Annotated in this window: 19 protein-coding genes; 11 read left to right on the forward strand and 8 right to left on the reverse strand. The window is 66.1% G+C overall.

Annotation, left to right across the window (positions count from 1 at the left end; genetic code table 11):
* Window position 1: 1 nt before the first annotated feature.
* Genes AC5Y4D_RS04660 through AC5Y4D_RS04675 form a run of 4 tightly spaced genes read right to left on the reverse strand, consistent with a single transcriptional unit; the run spans window position 2 to window position 3,845 of the window.
* Window positions 2-826, reverse strand: coding sequence for an enoyl-CoA hydratase/isomerase family protein (locus AC5Y4D_RS04660; protein WP_500036512.1), 825 nt, complete (start codon window positions 824-826; stop codon window positions 2-4).
* Window positions 823-1,920: a hydroxyacid dehydrogenase gene (locus AC5Y4D_RS04665; RefSeq protein WP_500036513.1), complete on the reverse strand. Its 1,098-nt coding sequence runs from the start codon at window positions 1,918-1,920 to the stop codon at window positions 823-825. Before AC5Y4D_RS04665 ends, AC5Y4D_RS04660 begins: the two co-directional genes overlap by 4 nt.
* Window positions 1,917-3,032 (reverse strand): TauD/TfdA family dioxygenase, encoded by a 1,116-nt coding sequence (locus tag AC5Y4D_RS04670; protein ID WP_500036514.1) that lies wholly within the window; start codon window positions 3,030-3,032, stop codon window positions 1,917-1,919. Before AC5Y4D_RS04670 ends, AC5Y4D_RS04665 begins: the two co-directional genes overlap by 4 nt.
* Before the next feature lie 27 nt (window positions 3,033-3,059).
* The gene (locus tag AC5Y4D_RS04675) at window positions 3,060-3,845 is read right to left on the reverse strand and encodes an HpcH/HpaI aldolase family protein (RefSeq protein ID WP_500036515.1); all 786 of its coding nucleotides are present in this window, start codon (window positions 3,843-3,845) and stop codon (window positions 3,060-3,062) included.
* Window positions 3,846-3,934: 89 nt separating this feature from the next.
* On the opposite strand from AC5Y4D_RS04675, the gene AC5Y4D_RS04680 reads away from it, so the two are divergent.
* From AC5Y4D_RS04680 to AC5Y4D_RS04690, 3 genes are all read left to right on the forward strand, one after another.
* Entirely contained in the window at window positions 3,935-5,080 is a 1,146-nt protein-coding gene (locus AC5Y4D_RS04680; RefSeq protein ID WP_500036516.1) for an acetyl-CoA acetyltransferase, read from the forward strand.
* Window positions 5,080-5,481 carry a Zn-ribbon domain-containing OB-fold protein gene (locus AC5Y4D_RS04685; RefSeq protein WP_500036517.1) on the forward strand — a complete coding sequence of 134 codons (402 nt, stop codon included), beginning with the start codon at window positions 5,080-5,082 and terminating at the stop codon, window positions 5,479-5,481. Before AC5Y4D_RS04680 ends, AC5Y4D_RS04685 begins: the two co-directional genes overlap by 1 nt.
* Window positions 5,482-5,572: 91 nt before the next feature.
* A complete protein-coding gene (locus AC5Y4D_RS04690; RefSeq protein WP_500036518.1) occupies window positions 5,573-7,609 on the forward strand; it encodes a PE domain-containing protein in 2,037 nt (678 codons plus the stop codon).
* Here the strand turns inward: AC5Y4D_RS04690 and AC5Y4D_RS04695 are convergent.
* Entirely contained in the window at window positions 7,590-9,104 is a 1,515-nt protein-coding gene (locus AC5Y4D_RS04695; RefSeq protein ID WP_500036611.1) for a class I adenylate-forming enzyme family protein, read from the reverse strand. The genes AC5Y4D_RS04690 and AC5Y4D_RS04695 overlap by 20 nt on opposite strands.
* Window positions 9,105-9,197: 93 nt before the next feature.
* Between AC5Y4D_RS04695 and AC5Y4D_RS04700 the strand changes: the two genes are divergently transcribed.
* Window positions 9,198-10,064: an SDR family NAD(P)-dependent oxidoreductase gene (locus AC5Y4D_RS04700; RefSeq protein WP_500036519.1), complete on the forward strand. Its 867-nt coding sequence runs from the start codon at window positions 9,198-9,200 to the stop codon at window positions 10,062-10,064.
* Window positions 10,065-10,073: 9 nt separating this feature from the next.
* Here AC5Y4D_RS04700 and AC5Y4D_RS04705 read toward each other — a convergent pair whose 3' ends face one another.
* The gene (locus AC5Y4D_RS04705) at window positions 10,074-10,880 is read right to left on the reverse strand and encodes an enoyl-CoA hydratase/isomerase family protein (protein ID WP_500036520.1); all 807 of its coding nucleotides are present in this window, start codon (window positions 10,878-10,880) and stop codon (window positions 10,074-10,076) included.
* A gap of 110 nt (window positions 10,881-10,990) precedes the next feature.
* On the opposite strand from AC5Y4D_RS04705, the gene AC5Y4D_RS04710 reads away from it, so the two are divergent.
* From AC5Y4D_RS04710 to AC5Y4D_RS04740, 7 genes are all read left to right on the forward strand, one after another.
* Window positions 10,991-12,241, forward strand: a complete 1,251-nt coding sequence (locus AC5Y4D_RS04710; protein WP_500036521.1) for a hotdog family protein — start codon at window positions 10,991-10,993, stop codon at window positions 12,239-12,241.
* Between the two features lie 3 nt (window positions 12,242-12,244).
* Window positions 12,245-13,051: an enoyl-CoA hydratase/isomerase family protein gene (locus AC5Y4D_RS04715; protein WP_500036522.1), complete on the forward strand. Its 807-nt coding sequence runs from the start codon at window positions 12,245-12,247 to the stop codon at window positions 13,049-13,051.
* Complete coding sequence (locus tag AC5Y4D_RS04720) at window positions 13,048-14,295, forward strand: acyl-CoA dehydrogenase family protein (RefSeq protein WP_500036523.1); 1,248 nt, start codon at window positions 13,048-13,050, stop codon at window positions 14,293-14,295. Before AC5Y4D_RS04715 ends, AC5Y4D_RS04720 begins: the two co-directional genes overlap by 4 nt.
* A complete protein-coding gene (locus tag AC5Y4D_RS04725; protein WP_500036524.1) occupies window positions 14,292-15,107 on the forward strand; it encodes an enoyl-CoA hydratase/isomerase family protein in 816 nt (271 codons plus the stop codon). Before AC5Y4D_RS04720 ends, AC5Y4D_RS04725 begins: the two co-directional genes overlap by 4 nt.
* On the forward strand, window positions 15,104-15,904 hold the full coding sequence (locus AC5Y4D_RS04730) for an enoyl-CoA hydratase/isomerase family protein (protein ID WP_500036525.1): 801 nt from the start codon (window positions 15,104-15,106) through the stop codon (window positions 15,902-15,904). Before AC5Y4D_RS04725 ends, AC5Y4D_RS04730 begins: the two co-directional genes overlap by 4 nt.
* Entirely contained in the window at window positions 15,901-17,373 is a 1,473-nt protein-coding gene (locus AC5Y4D_RS04735) for a class I adenylate-forming enzyme family protein (protein ID WP_500036526.1), read from the forward strand. The genes AC5Y4D_RS04730 and AC5Y4D_RS04735 overlap by 4 nt, the downstream gene beginning before the upstream one ends.
* A 103-nt stretch (window positions 17,374-17,476) precedes the next feature.
* Complete coding sequence (locus AC5Y4D_RS04740) at window positions 17,477-18,655, forward strand: amidohydrolase family protein (RefSeq protein ID WP_499944901.1); 1,179 nt, start codon at window positions 17,477-17,479, stop codon at window positions 18,653-18,655.
* A 317-nt stretch (window positions 18,656-18,972) separates the two neighbouring features.
* Here the strand turns inward: AC5Y4D_RS04740 and AC5Y4D_RS04745 are convergent, their stop codons facing one another.
* Together AC5Y4D_RS04745 and AC5Y4D_RS04750 are read right to left on the reverse strand one after the other, a co-directional pair.
* Entirely contained in the window at window positions 18,973-19,371 is a 399-nt protein-coding gene (locus tag AC5Y4D_RS04745; RefSeq protein ID WP_500036527.1) for a nuclear transport factor 2 family protein, read from the reverse strand.
* Complete coding sequence (locus AC5Y4D_RS04750) at window positions 19,368-20,411, reverse strand: zinc-binding dehydrogenase (protein WP_500036612.1); 1,044 nt, start codon at window positions 20,409-20,411, stop codon at window positions 19,368-19,370. The genes AC5Y4D_RS04745 and AC5Y4D_RS04750 overlap by 4 nt, the downstream gene beginning before the upstream one ends.
* Between the last annotated feature and the right edge of the window lie 85 nt (window positions 20,412-20,496).

Here is a 20,496-nt window from a genome sequence, read left to right on the forward strand (position 1 = left end):
GTTACAACGCCTTCCATTCCGGTTTGCGCTTCTCCAGAAAGGCACGCGGCCCCTCGATGGCGTCCTTGGTCAGCGCCACCTTCATGCGGTAGTTCTCCGCAAGGAGTTCCGCCTCGTAAATGGGCAGCGACAATCCCTTTCGCACCGCCATGCGCGAACCACGCACCGCCAGTGGCGCATTCGAGTTCACCACCTCGGCAACCTCCCACGCCCGGTCCATGAGCTGTTCGTGCGGTACGACTTCGGTGAACACTCCGAGGTCATATGCGCGCTGAGCGTCCATTCGCTCATGCCTGCCCATCAGCACCAGCCGCATGGCGACCGGCAGCGGCAGGATCCGGGCCAGCCGAACGGCTTCCCGGCCCGAGGACACCCCGATGCTCACGTGCGGGTCCATCAGCGTCGCCTGCTCGGACGCGATGGTGATGTCCGCTGTCGTGACCAGGTCCATACCCGCTCCGCACGCAATGCCGTTGACGGCACAGATGATCGGCTTCGTCATCTGCAACCACGGCGGCGTGGCCTCCTGCGGGGCGTCCCACTGCCGCATCGAACTCAGGATGGGTTCGCCCTGATTGTCGATACCGGCCGCATTCTCCATGTCGTGGTCCGCGGCCTTGTTCACGTCCGCGCCCACACACAGCGCCCGTCCGGCGCCGGTCACGATCATGGTCCAGATATCCTGCGAGTGCTCGATTTCCGCATACGCGACCGCAAGCTCGGCGATCATCTCGTCGTTGATCGCATTGAGCACCTGCGGGCGGTTGAGGGTCAGACAGGCGGTGTGCTCCCGGACCTCGACGTCGATGGTGTCGAATTGTCTCACCTGGCGGGACTCCTGTTCTCCCACAACCCTTCCGAAATGACTGCGGCACTCGGGCGGAATCCGAGTATGTCGTGAAATCTATCGCAATACCGGGGCCAGACATCGGGATTGAGCAGACGTGGCGGCACGCCGCCGCTGAATATCGTCTGCCACTGTGTGGCCGCGGCAACCGCGATGTCGTGTGCGGCTTCGGCGGTGATGCCCGCCGTGTGCGGCGTTGCGACGACGTTGTCCAGGCGCAACAGCGGGTTGTCCTGCCGCGGTGGCTCGTCGTGGAACACGTCCAACCCCGCCCCCGCAATCCAGCCATTTGCAAGCGCCTCCAGCAGGGCCGCCTCGTCGTGCACGGGGCCGCGCGCAGTGCTGATGAAGAACGCCGTGGGCTTCATCGCGGCGAATTGCTTGCGGCCCAACAAGCCTTGCGTCTCCGCGGTCAGTGGGCACGTCACTTGGACGAAGTCGGAGCGGGTGAGAAGTTCGGCGAGAGAGACCAGCCGGACCCCACGGCCGCGAGCGGACGCGTGGTCGACGTAGGGGTCGAACGCGAGGACATCCATATCGAACGGCGCACACAACTCCACCAGGCGACTACCGATGGCACCGAGGCCGACCACGCCGAGGGTCTTGCCGAGCAGTTGGGTGCCTCGCAGCGCCAGCCGGTCGTCGAGCGTTCCGGCACGCAGCCGCCGATCGGCGATCGTGATCTTCTTGGCCAGGTCGAGCATGAATCCGAGCGCGTGTTCGGCGACGGCCTCGGCTCCCGGACCGGAGTTGTTGCACACCGCGATCCCCGCCCGGGTGCACGCCTCGACGTCGATCACGTCGTAACCGGCGCCCGCCGAACACACCGCCAGCAGGCGGTGACACCGTCGCACCAACCCGGCGCCCACCAACCACTGCGCCCCGTCGGCAAACGGCGCGACGTCGGTCCGGGTCGCCACCTGATAGCCGTGCGCGGATTGCAGTGCCGCCCAACCCGGCTCGGGCGGGCCGTCCAATTCGAGCCGCACCAGGTCGACGTCGGCCAGCTCCAGCATGTCGCCGGCCACCGGATCGGTCCACCGCTCGTAGACCAGTCGCGGACGGACAGTCATCGCTTGATCTTGGGTTTGGCCTGAGCAGCCTTGAACATGTCGGCCAGTGCCGTGTCGACGTTGCGGTAGTCGTTGCGCGCGATGGCGCCGTCCCGACCCTCGACCACGTCGTAACCCAACCTCAGATCCTTGTTCTCCATGTGGAAATACTCGCGTCCGATGGGTAGCCGCCGGTCCTCGCGCGGCACTTCCATCCAGGCGCGCAGGAAGCAACGCGCCTTCTTCGGATCGGTGCTGCTGACGAAGTCCGACCTGGAATGGCACATCGCGAAGTTATTGGCCACCGCCGCCTCGCCGGACTCGAGACGAAACTCGACTTGTTGTTCGACCAGCACACTGCGCAACAGTTCTACGGCCTCGGTCTGTTCGGGCGTGAAGTCACGGCCCAGCGTCTTCATGGCGGGCAGGATGCTGCTGTAGGTGAAATTGATGCAGATCCGCCCGTCGATCTGGGAGAACACCGGCACGTCGTAGGGCGTCACGTCGGGTTGATCGTCCGGCTGCTCGCTACGCCGATGATGCGGAAAGCCCTGATACAGAACATCAAGCAGGTCCGGACGTTCGCTCAGGATGCGATTGTGCGCGGCCGGCCCACTGGCGAACTGACTCTCTCCGCCGGTAGCTGCCGGATAGACGCACAACAGCGACAGAATGTCGGCGGCGTCGTTGTGCATTGCCAACTCCGCTCGCGACTTGGTGCCTCGGGCCGGTTGCACGCCGCCGGGCAGCACCTCCTCCTGGACCCGCACCATCCGATGCCCGAAGGAGTTGTTGGACACCAGGTAACCCAGATGGGTGCAGAACGCCCAGTAGATGCGTTCGAGCTCCTCGATCGAATGCTGCTCGACGGGAAACCCACGGACACATGCCAGTCCCTTGCCGAACATCAGATCCTGGTACAGCCGCGCCAGGTCGTCGTCGAGATCCGGATGCCGGGCGTCCTCGGGAGTGATGGCGTCTCGGTCCTTGTGCGCGGTCTTGGCCAGAATCGATTCCAGCGCAGCCACGTTGCGAGCCGACAGGTCGAAGGTGAAATCTTCCTTCCTGGTGAAGTCCGCGCCGGTCCAGGCCATCGGGTCGGTGACTCGTTCGGTGTAGATCGCGGTCGGCATCCGGTCCTCCTGTTGTCGTGGCGTCGCCTACTCCGACGGCCCCTCCAGTTCGCGAAGCGCCGACGCGCGGGCCGCGGCCGCTTCGGTCATCATCCCGATGTCCGTCCCCGCCGAGATGAATCGCAATCCCAGTCCTACAAAGCGTTTCAGCAGGTCAACGGACTTGATGCCAGCCACACCGAGCGCCACGCCGTGGCTACGACAGGCCGCCGCGACCGATTCTACGGCACGGTGGAAATGATCATTCTCATACTGCCCGTGAATGCCCATCTCGGCGGTCAGATCGCTCGGCCCGATCAGGATCATGTCGATGCCGTCGACCGCCGCGATCGAGTCACAGGCCGCTACTCCCGCGCGCGTTTCGATCATCAAGGCCACGACAGTCTGACGTTCCAACACCTCGGCCAGTTCCGCGGCCGTCCGTGGCGCGTAACCGCTGACCGGGTTGGGGCCCGAGATCGACCGGTGACCTACCGGCGGAAAGCGTGCCGCGCTAACGACGTCCGCAGCCTGTTGGCTCGAATCAATGTGCGGCACAATGACTCCCACGGCACCCACGTCCAACACCCGGGCGATCAGACTCGCGTCGTGGGAGGGCACCCGAACCAGGCCGGAGATGCCGGCACCGAGCGCGCCGGCGCAGAGCAACTGCGTTGTCTCCAGGGAGGTGGCGGTGTGTTCGAGATCGACGTAGACGGCGTCGTACCCGCAAGCCGCAGCTATCGCGGGTACCTCCGGGGTGCGCGAACTCTGCAGCGCCAGACACAGCACCAGCGCCTCACCGCGCAGTGCGTCACGCAAGGCTCGGGTCATTGCCTCACCGTAGCCGATGCGAGAATAGCTCTTGCGTATTCCGGTGAATGGCCGTTATCGGCGGCTGGCCCGATGTGGTAACCATAGCTATGCCGTCGGACCGCGTCGCAATCGTGGGGGTCGCGCTGTCCGATTGCGGCCGGGTTCCCGACAAGACCGCCATGGCTCTGATGGCCCAGTCCTCGCGCCGGGCGATCGCCGACGCGGGCCTCACCAAAGACGACATCGACGGGTTCGGCGGTCACGGAACCTTGCTGCCGCCGGTGGAAGTCAGCGAATACCTCGGCCTGCGACCCGCGTGGGTCGACGCGACCAACGTCGGTGGCTCGTCGTGGGAGGTGATGGCGCGGCACGCGGCGGCGGCCATCGCCACCGGCGAGGTCGACGTCGCGTTGTTGACCTACGGGTCGACCGCACGATCGGACGTCAAGCGTCAGACCCGCGCATCGGCCGCGGCCATCGGTACCGCAGGCGCGCTGCAATACGAGGCACCCTACGGCGCGACGCTGATCGCCAAGTACGCCATGGCGGCCAGGCGTCACATGATCGAATTCGGTACCAGCACCGAACAACTGGCCGAAGTCGCCGTTGCGGCACACGAATGGTCGGCGATGAACGAGGACGCGTTCGACCGTGAGCGCATCACCGCGGCAGACGTCGCGGCCGCGCCGATGCTGGCCGATCCGTTCACCGCTAAGCACGTCTGCCTGCGTACCGACGGCGGTGGCGCGCTGGTGCTGGCCAGCGAGCGGGTAGCCAAAGACTGCGCACGGGAACCGATTTGGATTCTCGGTACGGCAGACGCGACGTCACACGTGAGCATGGGTCAGTGGCCGGACTTCACCACTTCGCCGGCCGCGGTCTCAGGGCCTCGGGCGTTCGCGCAAGCGGGTGTCACTCCGGCAGACATCGACGTGTGCCAACTCTACGACTCGTTCACCTCGACCGTCCTGCTGACCGTGGAGGACCTGGGTTTCTGCGCCAAAGGCGAAGGCGGAACGTTCATCGGATCAGGCGCGCTGCGGCCCGGCGGGGCGCTGCCCACCAACACCGACGGCGGCGGCCTGGCTTCGTGCCATCCGGGGATGCGGGGGATGTTCTTGATGGTGGAGGCGGTGCGGCAACTTCGGGGCGAGTGCGGCACCCGCCAGGTCCCCGATGCGAGGCTGGCCTGTGTGCACGCGATGGGCGGTTTCTTCACCCACAGCGCCACAATGATCCTCGGGAGGCAGTAGTGAGCGCGGACCGGCCGACCATCGACGCCGACAGCCAAGCCTGGTGGGCCGCAGTCCAGGACCAGACGTTAACGGTCAACACGTGCCGGTCCTGCCGGCAGGCGTCGTTGTATGTCCGGCCGTTCTGTCCGCACTGCTGGAGCGAGGACGTCGAGTTGACGCCCGCGACCGGGCGCGCCCGGCTCTACACGTGGAGCGTGGTTCATCAGAACGCGGCACCGTTCCACGCGCGGACGCCCTACGTGTTGGCCATGGTGGATCTCGAGGAGGGCCCGCGTCTGATGACGGTCGTGGAGAACTACCCTCCCGAAAAGCTCACTGCCGGAATGGAATTGGTCGTAGCATTCCGCCGGGACGACGACGGTTTCGTCGTCCCGGTGTTCCATGCCGCCAGCCATTGATATAGCGCTCTTCGGCGGCTATCCGCGGCGGGCTGAATCGTGCGACTATGGGTGTCGCCGTATTTCTCGATGGCCGGGTTGGAGGACAACGATGTCGTATCTAATCACCGCACCAAACCTCTTGACGGCAGCAGTCGCAGACGCGGCGGGCATCGGCTCCGCGATCTGGGCGGCCAACCAGGCGGCGTTGGCTCCGACGAATACCGTGCTGGCCGCTGCGGCCGACGAAGTGTCGGCGGCGATCGCCTCGCTGTTCTCCGGTCACGCCCAGGCATACGGAGCGGCCAGCCTGCAGGCGGCCGCGTTCCACGAACAATTCATGCAGGCACTGGCCAACGCCAGCAAGGCTTATGCCTCCGCCGAGGCGATCAACGCCGGTCCGTTGCAGCCCCTCGTCGACCCCATCTTGGGCGCGATCAATGCGCCGACGAATCTGTTCCTGGGGCGTCCCTTGATCGGTGATGGTGTCAACGGCGTGGCGGGCACCGGGCAGGCCGGTGGAGACGGCGGGATTCTGTGGGGCAACGGCGGCGCGGGCGGGTCGGGTTCGCCGGGGCAGGCGGGCGGGCGCGGCGGCAACGCCGGACTGTTCGGCAATGGCGGTATCGGCGGCACCGGTGGTCTGCGTGGCGCGGCCGGTGGTGCCGGTGGCACGGGCGGGTTGTTGTGGGGGAACGGCGGGGCCGGCGGCACCGGAGGACTCGGCGGCAACCTGTTCAGCTTGACGGTGCCCGGCAACAACATACCGATCCCCGGCGGAACCGGCGGAGCCGGCGGCGCAGCCTATCTGTTCGGCGCACCAGGCGCGACCGGCGCGACCGGGAACGTCTCCTCGGTGTTGTATGTGACAGAGACACAAGCCGCGGCCGCTTACGCTCTGGCCACGCCGGACGCGAATTTCCTGCTGATCGGCACCGACGGCACGAATCTGAGCAGGGTCCTGGCGCTGGGCGCCGGCCCCACCGGGACGCCCAACTTCCACGCCCTGATGACGCAGAGCACCACGTCCGCGTCGACGATCATCGGGCACACCACCATCTCCAACCCGTCCTGGACCACCATCCAGACCGGTGTGTGGGGCGAGACGACGGGCGTGAGCAACAACATCTTCACGCCGTGGACGTACGACGACTGGCCGACCGTGTACAACCACCTCGAGAACGCCTACGGCGACCAGGTCAACACCACGGTCATCGCCGACTGGAACGTCATCACCGAGATCGCCGCCGCGGGCTCCAACCCCGCCGACAACATCGAATTCGTCCCGCAGGTCGCGGGCGACCCGGACTGGCTGGCGACGACGGACCTGGTCGGCCAGAAGGCCCAGGCCGCGATCCTGGCAGCCGACCCAGACAAGGGCAATCTGATCTTCGCGTACTTCACCGGGCCGGACGTGAACGCCCATGCATGGGGCGGTGATTCGCCGCAGTACGCACAGGCGCTGCGAAACATGGACGCCAACCTCGGCCTCGAGTTGGCGGGGCAGCCGGAGGCGACCCGAGGCCTGTTGGGTGCGGTCGCCGACTGGGAGGCCGACCTTTCCAACAACGGCGAGGAATGGACCGTGATGGTGGTCACCGACCACGGAGAGGTAGGACCGCCCCAGCCGTTCGGCATCACCCACGGCTTCCAATCTCCTTTGGAGACAGCGTCATACGTGATCTTCGACCAGGCGTACGCCAACCCGCTCACGACAGACGGCTGGATCAACAACTCGTGGCAGATCGTGAGCACGACGCCGACGATTCTGGATCAGTTCAGCCTTCCGACGCCGGGCTATATGCAGGGTGCGCCGGTGACGTCGCCGGTCTACGCCGGCACCTACGTCGATCCCGGCGCCAACCTGTTCAGTGTCCTCAGCGCCGACTTCGCCGCCCAGGGCTACCCCGATGTGCCGGACAACCTCCGACTGGGGTTGCGGACCATCGCGTCCTCGATTCCGTACTTCATGTACGAACCGATCCAAGGCATCGTCGACGCGATGCCGGACTTCTTGCAGCTACCGGTGTCCTGGATCGGCGCCGGGGTCTACCAGACGGTGAACATCCCCGCACAGATCGTCGTCCGGTTCACCGGTGTGACCGGCAACCAGATCATCCCCCCGATACTCAACCCGTTTCACAGCTAGACTCGCCCAGGCGTTCGCCGAACAACCGGGGCCGACCCGCCGCCAGCGCGGCGAGTTTCCTGCGCTCGACCTTGCCGTTGGCGTTGACCGGCAACGGTTCTGCCCAGATCACCAGTTCCTCGGGCAGTTTGAATTTCGGCAGTCCACGGGACAGCAGCGCCGAGGCGACGTCACCCAGAGACAGTTCGACCCCCGGTCTCAGCACGATAGCCAGCGCGAGGCGCTCGCCGGTGGTGGTGTCGGCCACCGGATAAGCGGCACACTCACGGACCCCGGCGATCCCGGACACCACCTCTTCCACCTCGGCGACCGGGATTTTCATGCCGTTGCGGATCACGATGTCTTTGATCCGGCCGACGACACGCACTCGGCCGTCGGCGATTTCGGCGACATCACCGGTCCGAAACCAGTCGCCGTCGAAGGCGAGCTCGTCGTCGGCGCTCTCGGTATAACCGAGGAACGCATGTGGACCCCGGATACAACACTCGTTCGGATCCGCCGTCGACCCGACCCGCACCTCGACGTCGGCGAGGGCCACGCCGTCGTCGGCATGCCTGGTGTCTCGGGGCTCGCCGCGCAGACCGGCCGTGCTCACCGGGACCTCCGAGGAGCCGTAGGCGCGCATGACGACGATGCCGAACTCGTCCTCGATGCGCTCGACGATCCGCCGATGCAGCATGGTGCCGCCGAGGAACACCGCACGCAACGGGACCGGGTACCGCCGCGCCGCCGCCTCGTCGAGCATCCTGTCCAGCAACCGATCCGGTCCCCCGTACCACGTCGCACCCGATGCGACCGTCAACTCACAGGTCGACACCGGATCCCAGCGTTCTTCGAGCACCACCGGTATCGCCAGCATCGGCGCGATGAACAGTGCTTGCACCACCCCGGTGACCGACGCCAGCGGACTCACCAGCAAGATCCGGTCCTGCGCCGTGAGCCCCGCCGCCGCAATGTAATTGACCGACGCCTTGGACAACGTGCTAAGCGAGTGGATGACCCCCTTGGGTCGCGACGTCGTACCGGAGGTGTACAGCACGAGACACGGTTCGTCGGCTGGGCGGGACGGCTCGATACCACCGGTGGTCAAGCTCCCGACGGTCTCGATCCACTGCAGGGGGATATCGCCGGGCGGCGCCCAGTTCGGGGCCGCCCCGAAACGGGCACCCGCCCGCGCGACGATCTCCGCAATTTGTGCTGCACCCGCGCTGCGCGCCACGAGCAGAGCCACCGCGTCGATGCGCAACGCGGCGTGCACGGCCACCGTCGATTCGACGTCGTTGCCGACGACCAGCACGACGGAATTGCCCGCCGTCACACCGGCGTTCAGCATGACTCGAGCAGCGGCGTCGATGCGCTGATCCAGTTCGGCATAGCTCAGTTCGGCACGCCGATCGATGACCGCGGGCCGGCCGGGATGCCGCGCCGCGGCGAGCCGAACCGCATCCGCGGGCTGCGCCGACCAGAATCCGGCCGCGCGGTAGCGGGGCCGCAACGCTGCGGCTCGCCGGTGCGCATTCTCCAGCAGGCCCACGACGCCCTCCGATGCAAATGACTGTTCTCGATTGGGTAAATGTAACCTCTCCCCATGCCGACAATGACTTTCGACAACCAGGTGGCGGTGGTGACCGGTGCGGGCGGCGGGTTGGGCCGTTGCCACGCTCTCGAGTTCGCCCGCCGCGGCGCGAGAGTGGTGGTCAACGATCTGGGCAGCGCGGTCGACGGCAGTGGGACGTCCTCGTCGGCGGCCCAGTCGGTGGTCGACGAGATCGTGGCCGCCGGAGGAACCGCGATCGCCAACAACGACTCGGTGGCAACCGAGGAAGGCGGCGCCGCGATCATCGCAGCCGCGATGGACAATTTCGGGCGGGTCGACATCCTGGTGAACAACGCGGGGATCCTGCGCGACGCGGCGTTCAAGAACATGACCGCCGACCAGGTCGACGCGGTCATCGGAGTGCACCTCGTCGGCACGTTCAACGTGACCCGGGCAGTCTGGCCCGTCATGCGGGATCAGAACTACGGCCGCATCGTCCAAACCACCTCCGGCACCGGCCTTTTCGGAAACTTCGGGCAGGCCAACTACGGTGCGGCCAAGATGGGCCTGGTCGGGATGATGCACGTACTTGCGATCGAGGGTGCCCGCAACAACATCGCGATCAACGCGATCGCGCCCATCGCCCGCACCCGGATGACCGAGACGATCATGGGTGAGTCGGGCAAGGTCATGGACCCCGAGCTCGTCACTCCGGTGGTGCTCTACCTGTCTCATCCCAGTTGCGACCGCACCGCGCACATCTACTCGGTGGGCGGAGGAAAGGTGTCGCGGGTCTTCGTCGGCATGACGAAGGGAATCCAGGACGCCGCCCTGACGCCGGAGAAAGTGGCGGAGTCGATAGACGAGATCGATGACAGCGCCGCATTCACCATTCGGGGCGGACCCGCCGCCGGCTGACCCGCGGCGTCAGCGCCCCGAGAAACGGGGCCGGCGCCGCTCGGCGAACGACGACAAGCCCTCCTGAAGGTCACTCGTGCGCGACACCACCTCCTGAGCCCACGCCTCCTGCTCGAAAGCACGGTCACGTCCCGATTCCGACGAGACCGCCAGTAGCCGCTTGGTCAAGCCGAGCATCACCGTCGGGCCGGCAGCCAGCCGCAATGCGAGCTCTTCGGCGGTCGCATCGGTATCGTGCTGCGCCACCACACGATTGACCAATCCGAGGCGTTCGCAGGATGCTGCGTCGACGGGCTCACCGAGCATCAACAGCTCGGTGGCCTTGCGCAGGCCCACGATTCTCGTCAGCAGATGTACAGCACCGGAGTCGGGCAAGATACCGCGATGGACGAACGCCTCGACAAGCCTTGCCTCGGTGGACATGACGACCAGGTCGCAGGCCAGCACCAGGCTGGCGCCGGCGCCGGCGGCAGTGCCTTTGACCGCGGCGACAACTGGTTTGTCGCAGTCCAGGATGGATCCGATGAGCCGCTGCCACCCCTGCTGCAACATTCGCGCCACGTCACCGGGACGTCTCCCTGCGGCCGGCGACGCCGACGCCGACAGTCCCGCCCCGGCGCAGAAGTGCCGCGTGCCGCTCGCGCTCAGCAGGACGGCGCGCACGTCGGGGTTGTCACCGGCTTCCACGAATGCTTCGGTCAGTGCGTCACGCGCCAAGGGCGACAAGGAGTTTCCCACCTCGGGCCGATCGATCGTGATCCGCGCGACGGCGTCGTCGCCGATCCTGACGACGATCCCGGATTCTTCTTCACCCATACCGCTCTACCCCTGCGTTAACGGCGTTTCCGCTTTTCGGGTATCTTAATTTCCACTCTGTCTGGCTGCGAGTCCGGCTACCGCACGGGCCACAACGAGGAGGCAGTGCGATGGCCGAGACCGGCCGGATCACCGATGAGGGGCTGGCCCGATTGCGCGCCACCATCGGTATCGCCGTTCCGCACACCCAGCCTCCGCACTATTTTCGTCCGAACGAGGACGCGTTCCGCCATGTCGCCGAGAGCTACGGCGATTCCAACCCGTTGTGGGCGGATCCGGAGTACGCGGCCAAGACCGTCTGGGGCGAGTCTGTCGCCCCGCCCGCTCTTGTCGGCGGCGACACGCTGATCGGTGAGGACGAGGTTGCCGCGCTGTCCGACGAACAACGTGCCCTGACCAAGGGTGACCCGCTGCGCGGTGTGCACGCGTTCTACGCCTCGTCGGCGCGGGAATGGTGGGCCCCGTTGCGCGCGAATCACCGGGTGTATCGGCGTAATGCGCTGGTGGCGGCGCTGGACAAGTCCAGTGAGTTCGCCGAGCGCGCCATCCACGAGTGGTCGGCCCAGGTGTTCCGGGACGACGAGGGCACGATCTTGGGCGGCCAGTACCGCAACATGATTCGCACCGAGCGCAGCAAGGCGCGGGGCCGAAAGAAATACGACGTTGTCGAGCCGAAGACGTGGACCGCCGAGGAGATCGCCGAACTCGACGAACGGTATGCGCGCGAGACGGTGCGCGGTGCGGACCCGCGCTGGTGGGAGGACGTGAACGAGGGTGACGAGGTCGGACCACTGACCAAAGGGCCACTCACGGTGACCGACATGGTGTGCTGGCACGTCGGCATGGGCACCGGGATGTACGGTGTCCGGCCGCTGCGACTGGCGTGGCGCAACCGGCAGCGCATCCCCCGCTTCTACACGCTCAATGAACACGGCGTCCCGGATGTGCAGCAGCGGGTGCACTGGGACCCGAGTGCGGCGCGAAACGCCGGTAATCCCAACACTTTCGACTACGGTCGGATGCGCGAGACCTGGCTGATCCATCTGTGCACCGACTGGATGGGTGACGACGCGTGGTTGTGGAAACTCGACTGCGAGTTCCGGCTGTTCAACTATGTGGGCGACGTGCACACCATCACCGGCATCATCGCGCGGAAGTATCTCGCCGACGGCGACCGTCCCGCCGTCGATCTCGAGCTGGCCGCGACCAATCATCGGGGTGAGGTCACCGCACCCGGTCACGCCACGATTCTGCTGCCCAGCCGTGAACGCGGGCCGGTTCGCCTGCCCCACCCGCCCGCCGACGCCACCAACCTGACGGAGCTGCTGACGGCGGTGTCCGCGCAGTTCGCCGAGCGCTGACGCATGGAGTACCGCAGTGTCCCGGGACTTCAAGCCGCACAACACGGCTCGACATTGCGGCTGACGCTGGACCGCACCGATCGCCGGAACGCCGTCGACGACGTGATGCTCGATGCGATGATCGGCCACCTCGCGGCATCGGGAACAGACGAGTCGGTGCGGGTCATCCGCATCGATGCGCAGGGACCGGACTTCTGCGCCGGCTCCGACCTGATCGCCAACAACGCGAAATCAGAACGCAAACCCCGAGTCGGAAGCACGCAGCGGCGGTTGCCCAACAAGGCCAACCGGCTCATTCCGCTGATGCTGCAAATCCAGGTGCCGATCGTCGCGGTAGTGCGCGGCTGGGCGGCCGGCCTCGGATTTCACATCGCCATGGCCGCCGACTTCTGCGTGGCTGCCGACGACGCCAGGTTCTGGGAACCGTTCATGGCTCGCGGGTTCACCCCCGACAGCGGTGCGGCATGGTTGCTGCCCCGACTGATCGGCATGGTCCGCACCCGCCAGCTGCTGATGCTGGGCCAGGAGATATCCGGGACCACCGCGGCGGACTGGGGCATCATCCACGGCAGTGTCGAGGCAAGCCAATTGGACTCCGACGCGGCCGAACTCGTGTCGATGCTCGGCGAAGCCCCCACCGTCGCGCTGGGTCTGACCAAATGGCTGTTGCACAGCGGCCATGGACTCGACCTCGACCGCCATCTGCAGAACGAGGCCATGGCACTCGAGTTGTCCAGCCGCAGTGAAGACTTCCGCGAGGGTATGGCCGCATTTCGGGACAAGCGCGACGCGAAGTTTCAGGGCCGATGACACGACTTCCGATCACCAGCAACAGCGGCGTCGCGGAGGCCGTCGCGGCTGTCGAGCAGTGGGTCGCCGACCAGGTACCGGCGGCGTGGCGGTCGGCGGCCGCGCGGGGTCCGAACGCCTTGCGCGCCAACCGCAGCCCCGACGAATACCGGCAGTGGTACCCGGTCTTCGCGCAGTCGGGTCTGGTCGTCCCCACCTGGCTACCCGAGCACGGCGGACTCGGTGTCACAGGCGAAGTCGCCGGTGCCGTAGAAGCAGTGCTGCGGCCACTGCGGCTGACCCGACTCAATCCGCTCGGCCTGAACAACGCGGCGGCGGCGCTGTTCAGCCACGGCACCGAGGAACAACGGCGACGTTTCCTGCCGCCGATCGTGCGCAACGAGGAGAAGTGGTGCCAGCTGTTCAGCGAACCCGGCGCGGGATCCGATCTCGCCTCGCTCGCGACCCGCGCGGTGCGTGACGGTGACGATTGGGTGATCACCGGGCAGAAGGTCTGGACCACCTGGGCAGACGAGGCCGACTTCGCAATCCTGCTCGCCCGCACCGACCCTGAGCAGCCCAAGCACCAGGGCATCACCTACTTCCTGCTCGACATGCACCAACCCGGCGTCCAGGTACGGCCCCTGCGCCAGATCACCGGCGAATCCGAATTCAACGAAGTCTTTCTCGACGGCGCCCGGGTTCCCGACGCACATCGAGTCGGCGACGTCGACGACGGCTGGCGGGTCAGCGCGGCGACGCTGTCCAGCGAACGGCAGATGGTCTCGGGCTCCGGATCCGGTGGCATGGGCCGTCTCGGTGGGTTCAGCGCCGAACGATTGATCACCCTGGCTCAGGAGACCGGCCGCTGGGACGACCCGGTCATCAGGGTCAAGGTGATGCGGCTGTGGGCCCAGGAACAGGTCCGCGGCTGGACCAATGTGCGTGTGCGCAAAGCGCTCTCGGCCGGACAATCCCCCGGCGCGGCGTCATCGATCGGCAAGGTGCATCAGGCGACCCTGAATCAGGAGATTCAAGATTTGATGGTGGACCTGCTGGGGACGTCCGCGGTCGCGTGGCCCGCCGGCGACGATCCGGACGAGTTGCCACCCGAGGTCCATGGCATGTTGCGCAGCCTGGCCAATGGGACCGAAGGCGGCACCACCGACATCAACAAGAACATCCTCGGCGAGCGGGTACTAGGCCTGCCCAGGGAACCGGATCCGTGGAAGGGTAAGCCCTGGAAAGAGATTCCGCGCTCGTGAGCACCTACGAACGCCTGATCGTAGAGAAGTCCGACGGCATCGGCTGGCTCGTCTTGAACCGGCCGCACGCCGGCAACGCGTTCGACGCACTGATGCTCGACGAGCTGGAAGCCGCATGGGCCGACCTGGACACCGATCCCGAGGTGCGGGTGATCGTCAACACCGCCAACGGCCGGTCGTTCTGTACCGGGATGGACGTCGTGCAAGTCGCCCGCGACAAGCCAGCCATGCGAAGGCATTCCCGGCGCACCAGGGATGCCACGCTGAGGATCTCGTCGTGGCACTGCCAGGTGTGGAAGCCAGTCATCGCGGCCGTGAACGGCGTGTGCGCGGGCGGGGGGCTGCATCTGGTGGCCGACGCCGACATCGTGATCGCCGCCGACACTGCGTCCTTCGTCGACCCGCACGTATCGCTGGGTCAAGCGGTGGCTTATGAGGCGATCACCCTGTTACGCAAGTCGCCGATGGAAGCAATCACCCGAATGGCATTGAGCGGCAAAGGTGAACGCATCTCCGCCCAGCGCGCCTACGAGTTGGGGATGGTGTCCGAGGTGGTGCCGGTCGAGCGGTTGCGCCCCACGGCAGAGCGGCTCGCCGCGACCATCGCCACCAATTCACCGACGGCCATGCGGGCGACCAAGAAAGCGCTGTGGCGAGCGCTGGAAGTCGGTTTGACCCAGGCGCGCAGCGAAGCCGCCGACGAGATCTGGCGGCTACGCAACCATCCCGACCACGCCGAAGGTGTGCGGGCGTGGCGGGAAAAGCGCGTTGCGCAGTGGCAGCCGCTGTCGGATGTGGCGGAACTCCGATGACCTATCAGCGGCTGATCGTCGAGCGGCACGGTCCCGTCGGCTGGATCATCAACAACCGACCGGACCGTCTCAACGCATACGATGCCGTGATGCGCGCCGAATTCCCCAGAGCCTGGGCGGATCTGGATGCCGACCCCGCTGTCCGCGTCATCGTGCACACGGGCAACGGACGGGCCTTCCAGGTGGGTGCCGACGTCGAGGACCTGGACGGCGAAGCCGTGCAGCAGTTCCAGGAGACGATGCGGACACTCGACCTCAAACTCACTGGCTGGCACTGCAACGTCGCAAAGCCGGTCATCACCGCCGTCAACGGTGTCTGCGCGGGCGGCGGACTGCACTGGGTGGCTGACGCCGACATCGTCATCGCCGCCTCTGATGCGTCGTTCGTCGACCCGCACGTGTCCATCGGTCAGGTCTCTGCGCTGGAAACCATCGCGTTGATGCGCAAAGTGCCCGCCGAGGCCGTGTTACGGATGGCCTTGGTGGGCAGCCACGAACGGTTGAGCGCACAGCGCGCTTACCAGTTCGGCATGATCAGCGAAGTCGTCGATCCACCCGAAAAGCTGCGTGACGTGGCGCAGGCACTCGCGGAAAAGATCGCCAGGAATTCGCCGGCCGCAATGCGGGCCACCAAACGGGCATTGTGGGGTGCGCTCGAGTACGGTCTGACCGACGCGTGCCGGGCCGGTGCCGAGCACCTGACGTCGATGTGGGGTCATCCGGACCAGAACGAAGGACCCGCCGCATTCGCGGACAAGAGAACACCTAATTGGCAACCGCTGGAACCAGATTCATGAGCCTGGCCGTCCTGCTCGACGGGTTACCCGACGTAGCGGTACATACGCTCGCAGGCAACGTGACTGCCGGCGAGCTGTCCGCGAGCGCCGAGGGGCTCGGCGCGCTGCTGACCGAGTCGGGGTTGACGACCGGACAGGTCGTCGCGGCGATGTTGCCCAACGACGCGGTCACCGTCGCCGCACTGTTCGGCACCTGGCGGGCGGGTGGGGTCTACACCCCACTCAACCCGCGGGCCGCCGACTCCGAACTGGCCGCTCAGCTCGAGATCCTGCGACCAGTCGCGGTGATCACGACTCCCGATCTGCGGCAACGATTTTCCGGCTTCGGGCTGACCGTCGTCACCGGCGCGCACCTGCAATGGTCGGCGGATCCCGCGGCGCGGCCCCTGACTGACCCCCGCCAGTACGACGACGATGTAGCGCTGCTGCAGTTCACCTCCGGGACCACCGGGCCGCCCAAGCCGGTGCCGTTGCGGCACGCGACCGTGCTCGACCTGATCGATCGGCTCCTGGCGAAACTTCGCGGCCCGAAATCCGCTGCCGGCGCGCTGACGAGGACACCGATGCCGAATCTGGTGCCGTTGTCGTTGTCCCTGTGGGCCGGAATCTACCAGGTGCTGTTCGCGTTTCGCGCCGGCTCGGGAGTGGTTCTGATGGACCGCTTTTCGCCGGCTGACTTCGCGGCGCTGGTTCGCAGACACCAGCTGCGTTCCACGGTGTTGCCGCCGGCGGCGTTGACGATGGTGCTGCACGACGGAGCGGTGACCGATCTGTCGCCGCTGAAGATGGTCCGGTCGATCACCGCTCCCCTGTCGCCGACGCAGGCCCGCCGATTCCGAGATAAGTTCGGCGTGCTCGTGCTCAACTCCTACGGCCAGACCGAACTCGGCGGTGAAGTCGTCGGCTGGTCGGCCGCCGACGCGCGGGAATGGGGCGAAACCAAACTGGGCTCGGTGGGACGGCCGCTGCCGGGCATCGACGTGACCATCGCCGACGACGAGGTGCTGGTCCGCACGCCGACCACCGCGGCACGCGACGTGGATCCCGCTTTCCTGGACCGGTTGACCGACGACGGGTGGTTCCATACCGGCGACCTCGGCTGGTTCGACGACGACGGCTTCCTGTGGCTGGACGGCAGGGTGTCGGACATGATCAATCGCGGCGGGCTGAAGGTGTTTCCCGGCACGGTCGAGGATGTGTTGATCGGAGCCGACGGCGTGCGGGATGCGGCGGTCGTCGGAGTTCCCGACGAAAGGCTCGGCGAGGTGCCCTGGGCGTTCGTGGTCCGTGCCGATCCGTCGCTGACCGAACCCGACCTCGTGGCGTGGTGCCGTGGGCGATTGACACCGTATCGCATCCCGGTACGGATCGTGTTCGTGGATCAGCTGCCGCGCAACGACGTTGGCAAAGTCGTCAAACGTGAGCTCGTGGCACTCGCCGACGTGACGCAGGCGCCTGTGCGGCACTGAGAATAGTTGATTTCATTGCCCCGCACATGGCTCCGGCGGGGTGCGAGAACCTGTGTTCTCGGATTCGGATATAGTGATCTCCGAACCTGCGGAGGAGGCGGCTATGGCGGACGGACGGGCATTCGAGGTCTGGGATGCCGACAACCATATGTACGAGACCATCGACGCCTACACCCGCTATCTGCCGGAGAAGTACTCCGAGGCACTGAAATTCGTCGACATCAACGGCCGCAAGAAGCTGCAGATCCTCGGCACCGTCACCGAGTGCATTCCGAACCCGACCTACGAAGTGATCCCCACCCCCGGCGCCTGGGCCGACTACTACCGCGGAATCAACCCGGACGGCAAAACCCTGCGCGAACTCGCCAACCCGATCCGCTGTCCCGATGAATTCCGGCGCCCCGACCTGCGCCTGGCGTTGATGGACCGCCAAGGTGTCGACGGCGCGGTGATGTTCCCGACCACGGCGGGCATGCTCGAAGAACGCACCAAATCCGACACCGAACTCACCCACGCGGTGACGCACGCGTTCAACCGCTGGCTGCGTGACGACTGGACCTTCAACTACCAGAACCGCATCTTCGCGGTGCCGGCGATTTCGCTCAACGATCCCGCCAAGGGCGTCGAGGAACTCGAGTGGTGCCTGGACAACGGAGCGAAGACGGTATTGATCCGGCCGGCCCCCGTCCCGCGTTCAGATGGCACTTCTCGCTCCCCGGCATTGCCCGAATTCGACGACTTCTGGCGCCTCGTCGAGTCGTCGGGCATCTCGGTGCAGATGCACAATTCCGATGCGGGATATGACCGCTACCTGAACGACTGGGAAGGCGGCGACGAGTTCCAGGGCTTCCAGCTGACCAAGCTTCGCGGGTTCATCTACGAGGAGAGCCGGCACATCTTCGACACGCTCGCGGCATTCATCGCCCACGGCGTGTTCGAACGCTTCCCCGGTCTGCGCATCGGCGTGGTCGAGAACGGCGGGTCGTGGGCACAGCGACTGATGGAGGTCTTCGACCGGGTGTACCGCAAGAAGCCCCGCGAGTTCAGTGAGCACCCATGCGACGTCTTCCGCAGGCACGTGTGGGTCAACCCGTTTCACGAAGAGGACATGTCCCATCTCATCGACGTGCTCGGCGCCGAGCGCGTGATGTTCGGCTCGGACTACCCGCACCCCGAAGGCCTGGCCGAGCCCGCGGAGTTCGTCAGGGAGCTCTCGGATCTGCCGGAGGCGACCGCGGCCCGGGTTATGGGCGGCAACCTCAAGGAGTTGATCGGCGTCTGAGGGGCCTGGTGCGTTCGGCGTGAATCCTTGGCTTTGCGCGTGAATCCTCGGCCTTGCGCGTGAATCCTGGGCCTTGCGCGTGAATCCTGGGCCTTGCGCGTGAATCCTGGGCTTTGCGCGTGAATCCTGGTAGGTATTTCGCCAATTTTTCCGCCGTGGCTTCACCCCGAAAGCCGTCACTTCACAACCAACGCCAGGGATTCACCCCGAAAGCCGTTTAAGTACGACCGGGATACGGCCAAACACCATTTCCCGGCGAGTCGACCGCCCCGCCAGGCCCAACGACCAGACCGGTCGGCCACGAGGACTAGCGATAATCAGCCGCTAACAATGACGAGCCGAACAGAGGTGAACTTGCGCTTGCGGATCCGCCAGCCGTCACCGGTGCGCACCGCTTCGTCGTCGTAGTATCCGACCGCATTCACCCCAGAGCCGTCTGCGGCGAGTATCAACGCGTCGAGGTAGGTCCGCAGCGTCGCGGTGTCACCGTCGACGGCGACGACCTGGTTGCTCATCCGATGCATGGTGTTCGCGGCTCCCGCATGGGCCAGGTCCATGAACTCGGTGACCTCGGCCGCTCCGGTCCATTGCCCGACCTCGCCGTAGTCCAGCTCGGCATCCGCGGTGAAAACCGTTGAGAGCAGTTGATATTTCCGACTGTCGATCGCAGTGGCGTAGCGAATCGTCAGATCGACAAGCTCGTCGCGGTCGGTCATTCGATGTCTCCGTTCGGGTGTACGACGACCCGGGGCGGCCCCTCGGATCTGCGCGCCTGATCCAAAGCGTCGGGCACGTCGTCTAATCCGATGATCCGGCCGATGCTGGGCAACGGATCGAGCCTGCCCTCGACCACGGCCTCGAGCACGCCGTACCAGTCCTGCGGCATAGGACCACCGCCGAACTGCAGGGTGAGCCCGTTGCGGGTGGCTTCGGTGATGTCGAGGGTGTCGCCGGTGTACCAGCCACCGGCGCAATAGATCCGGCTGTAGAACTCCGCCTCCTTGACCAGGTTCCCGATGAGTCCCGGAGCACCGACGCACTCGAACACGACCGCCGGACCGCCGAGATGGTGTTCGGCCCGCACCTGGCGGAACACGTCGAACACCGACCGTTCGCCCGGATCCACCAAGACGTGCGCACCGAAGTTCGTCGCGGCGAGTTCGCGTCGTTCCGCCTTGAAGTCGGAGACGATGATCGGTTCGATGCCACGGGCGGACAGCGCCGCGACCGCGGACAGTCCGATCGCTCCGGCGCCGATCACGATCGGCGTCTCGCCGGGCTGAATGTTGGCGGCACGCACATAGAACTCGCCGACCGCGAACGCATCCACGACCGCTATGGCATCGCTGGAAACCGATCCGTCGACCACCCTCGCCGTGGCCTCCGGCACGACCAGCAATTCGCCGAAACTGCCTGGCGCGTCCGGGTGTTGACCGATGATGCGCAGACCGCCGGTGCCGCCGTCGACCAACCGGATCGGCATCGACGTGACGCGGGAACCGATCGGAAACGCATCGCTGCAGCCGGGGCCGTGGCCGATCACCTCGCCGACGAATTCGTGCCCCATCACGATGTCGCGGTCGGGGTCGTAGAGCGAGCGGCCCGTCGGGTCATCGACTCCGAGTTCGGGGTGGTCCATGAAGTGAACATCGGAAGCGCAGATCGCGGTGCTGAGGGTTTTCAGCAGCAGATCACCTTGACCGGGAACGGGATCGGCAGTCTCGCGGACTTCCAGCCGGCCGCCTCTCAACACCACTGCACGCAACGCGGCTCACCTCCGCCGACCGTCCAACAATTTTCGGATATTCGAGATAGGTTTCTCAGAAGCCTGGAGTGACCGT

It is taken from the genome of Mycobacterium sp. NGS67 (assembly GCF_059812185.1).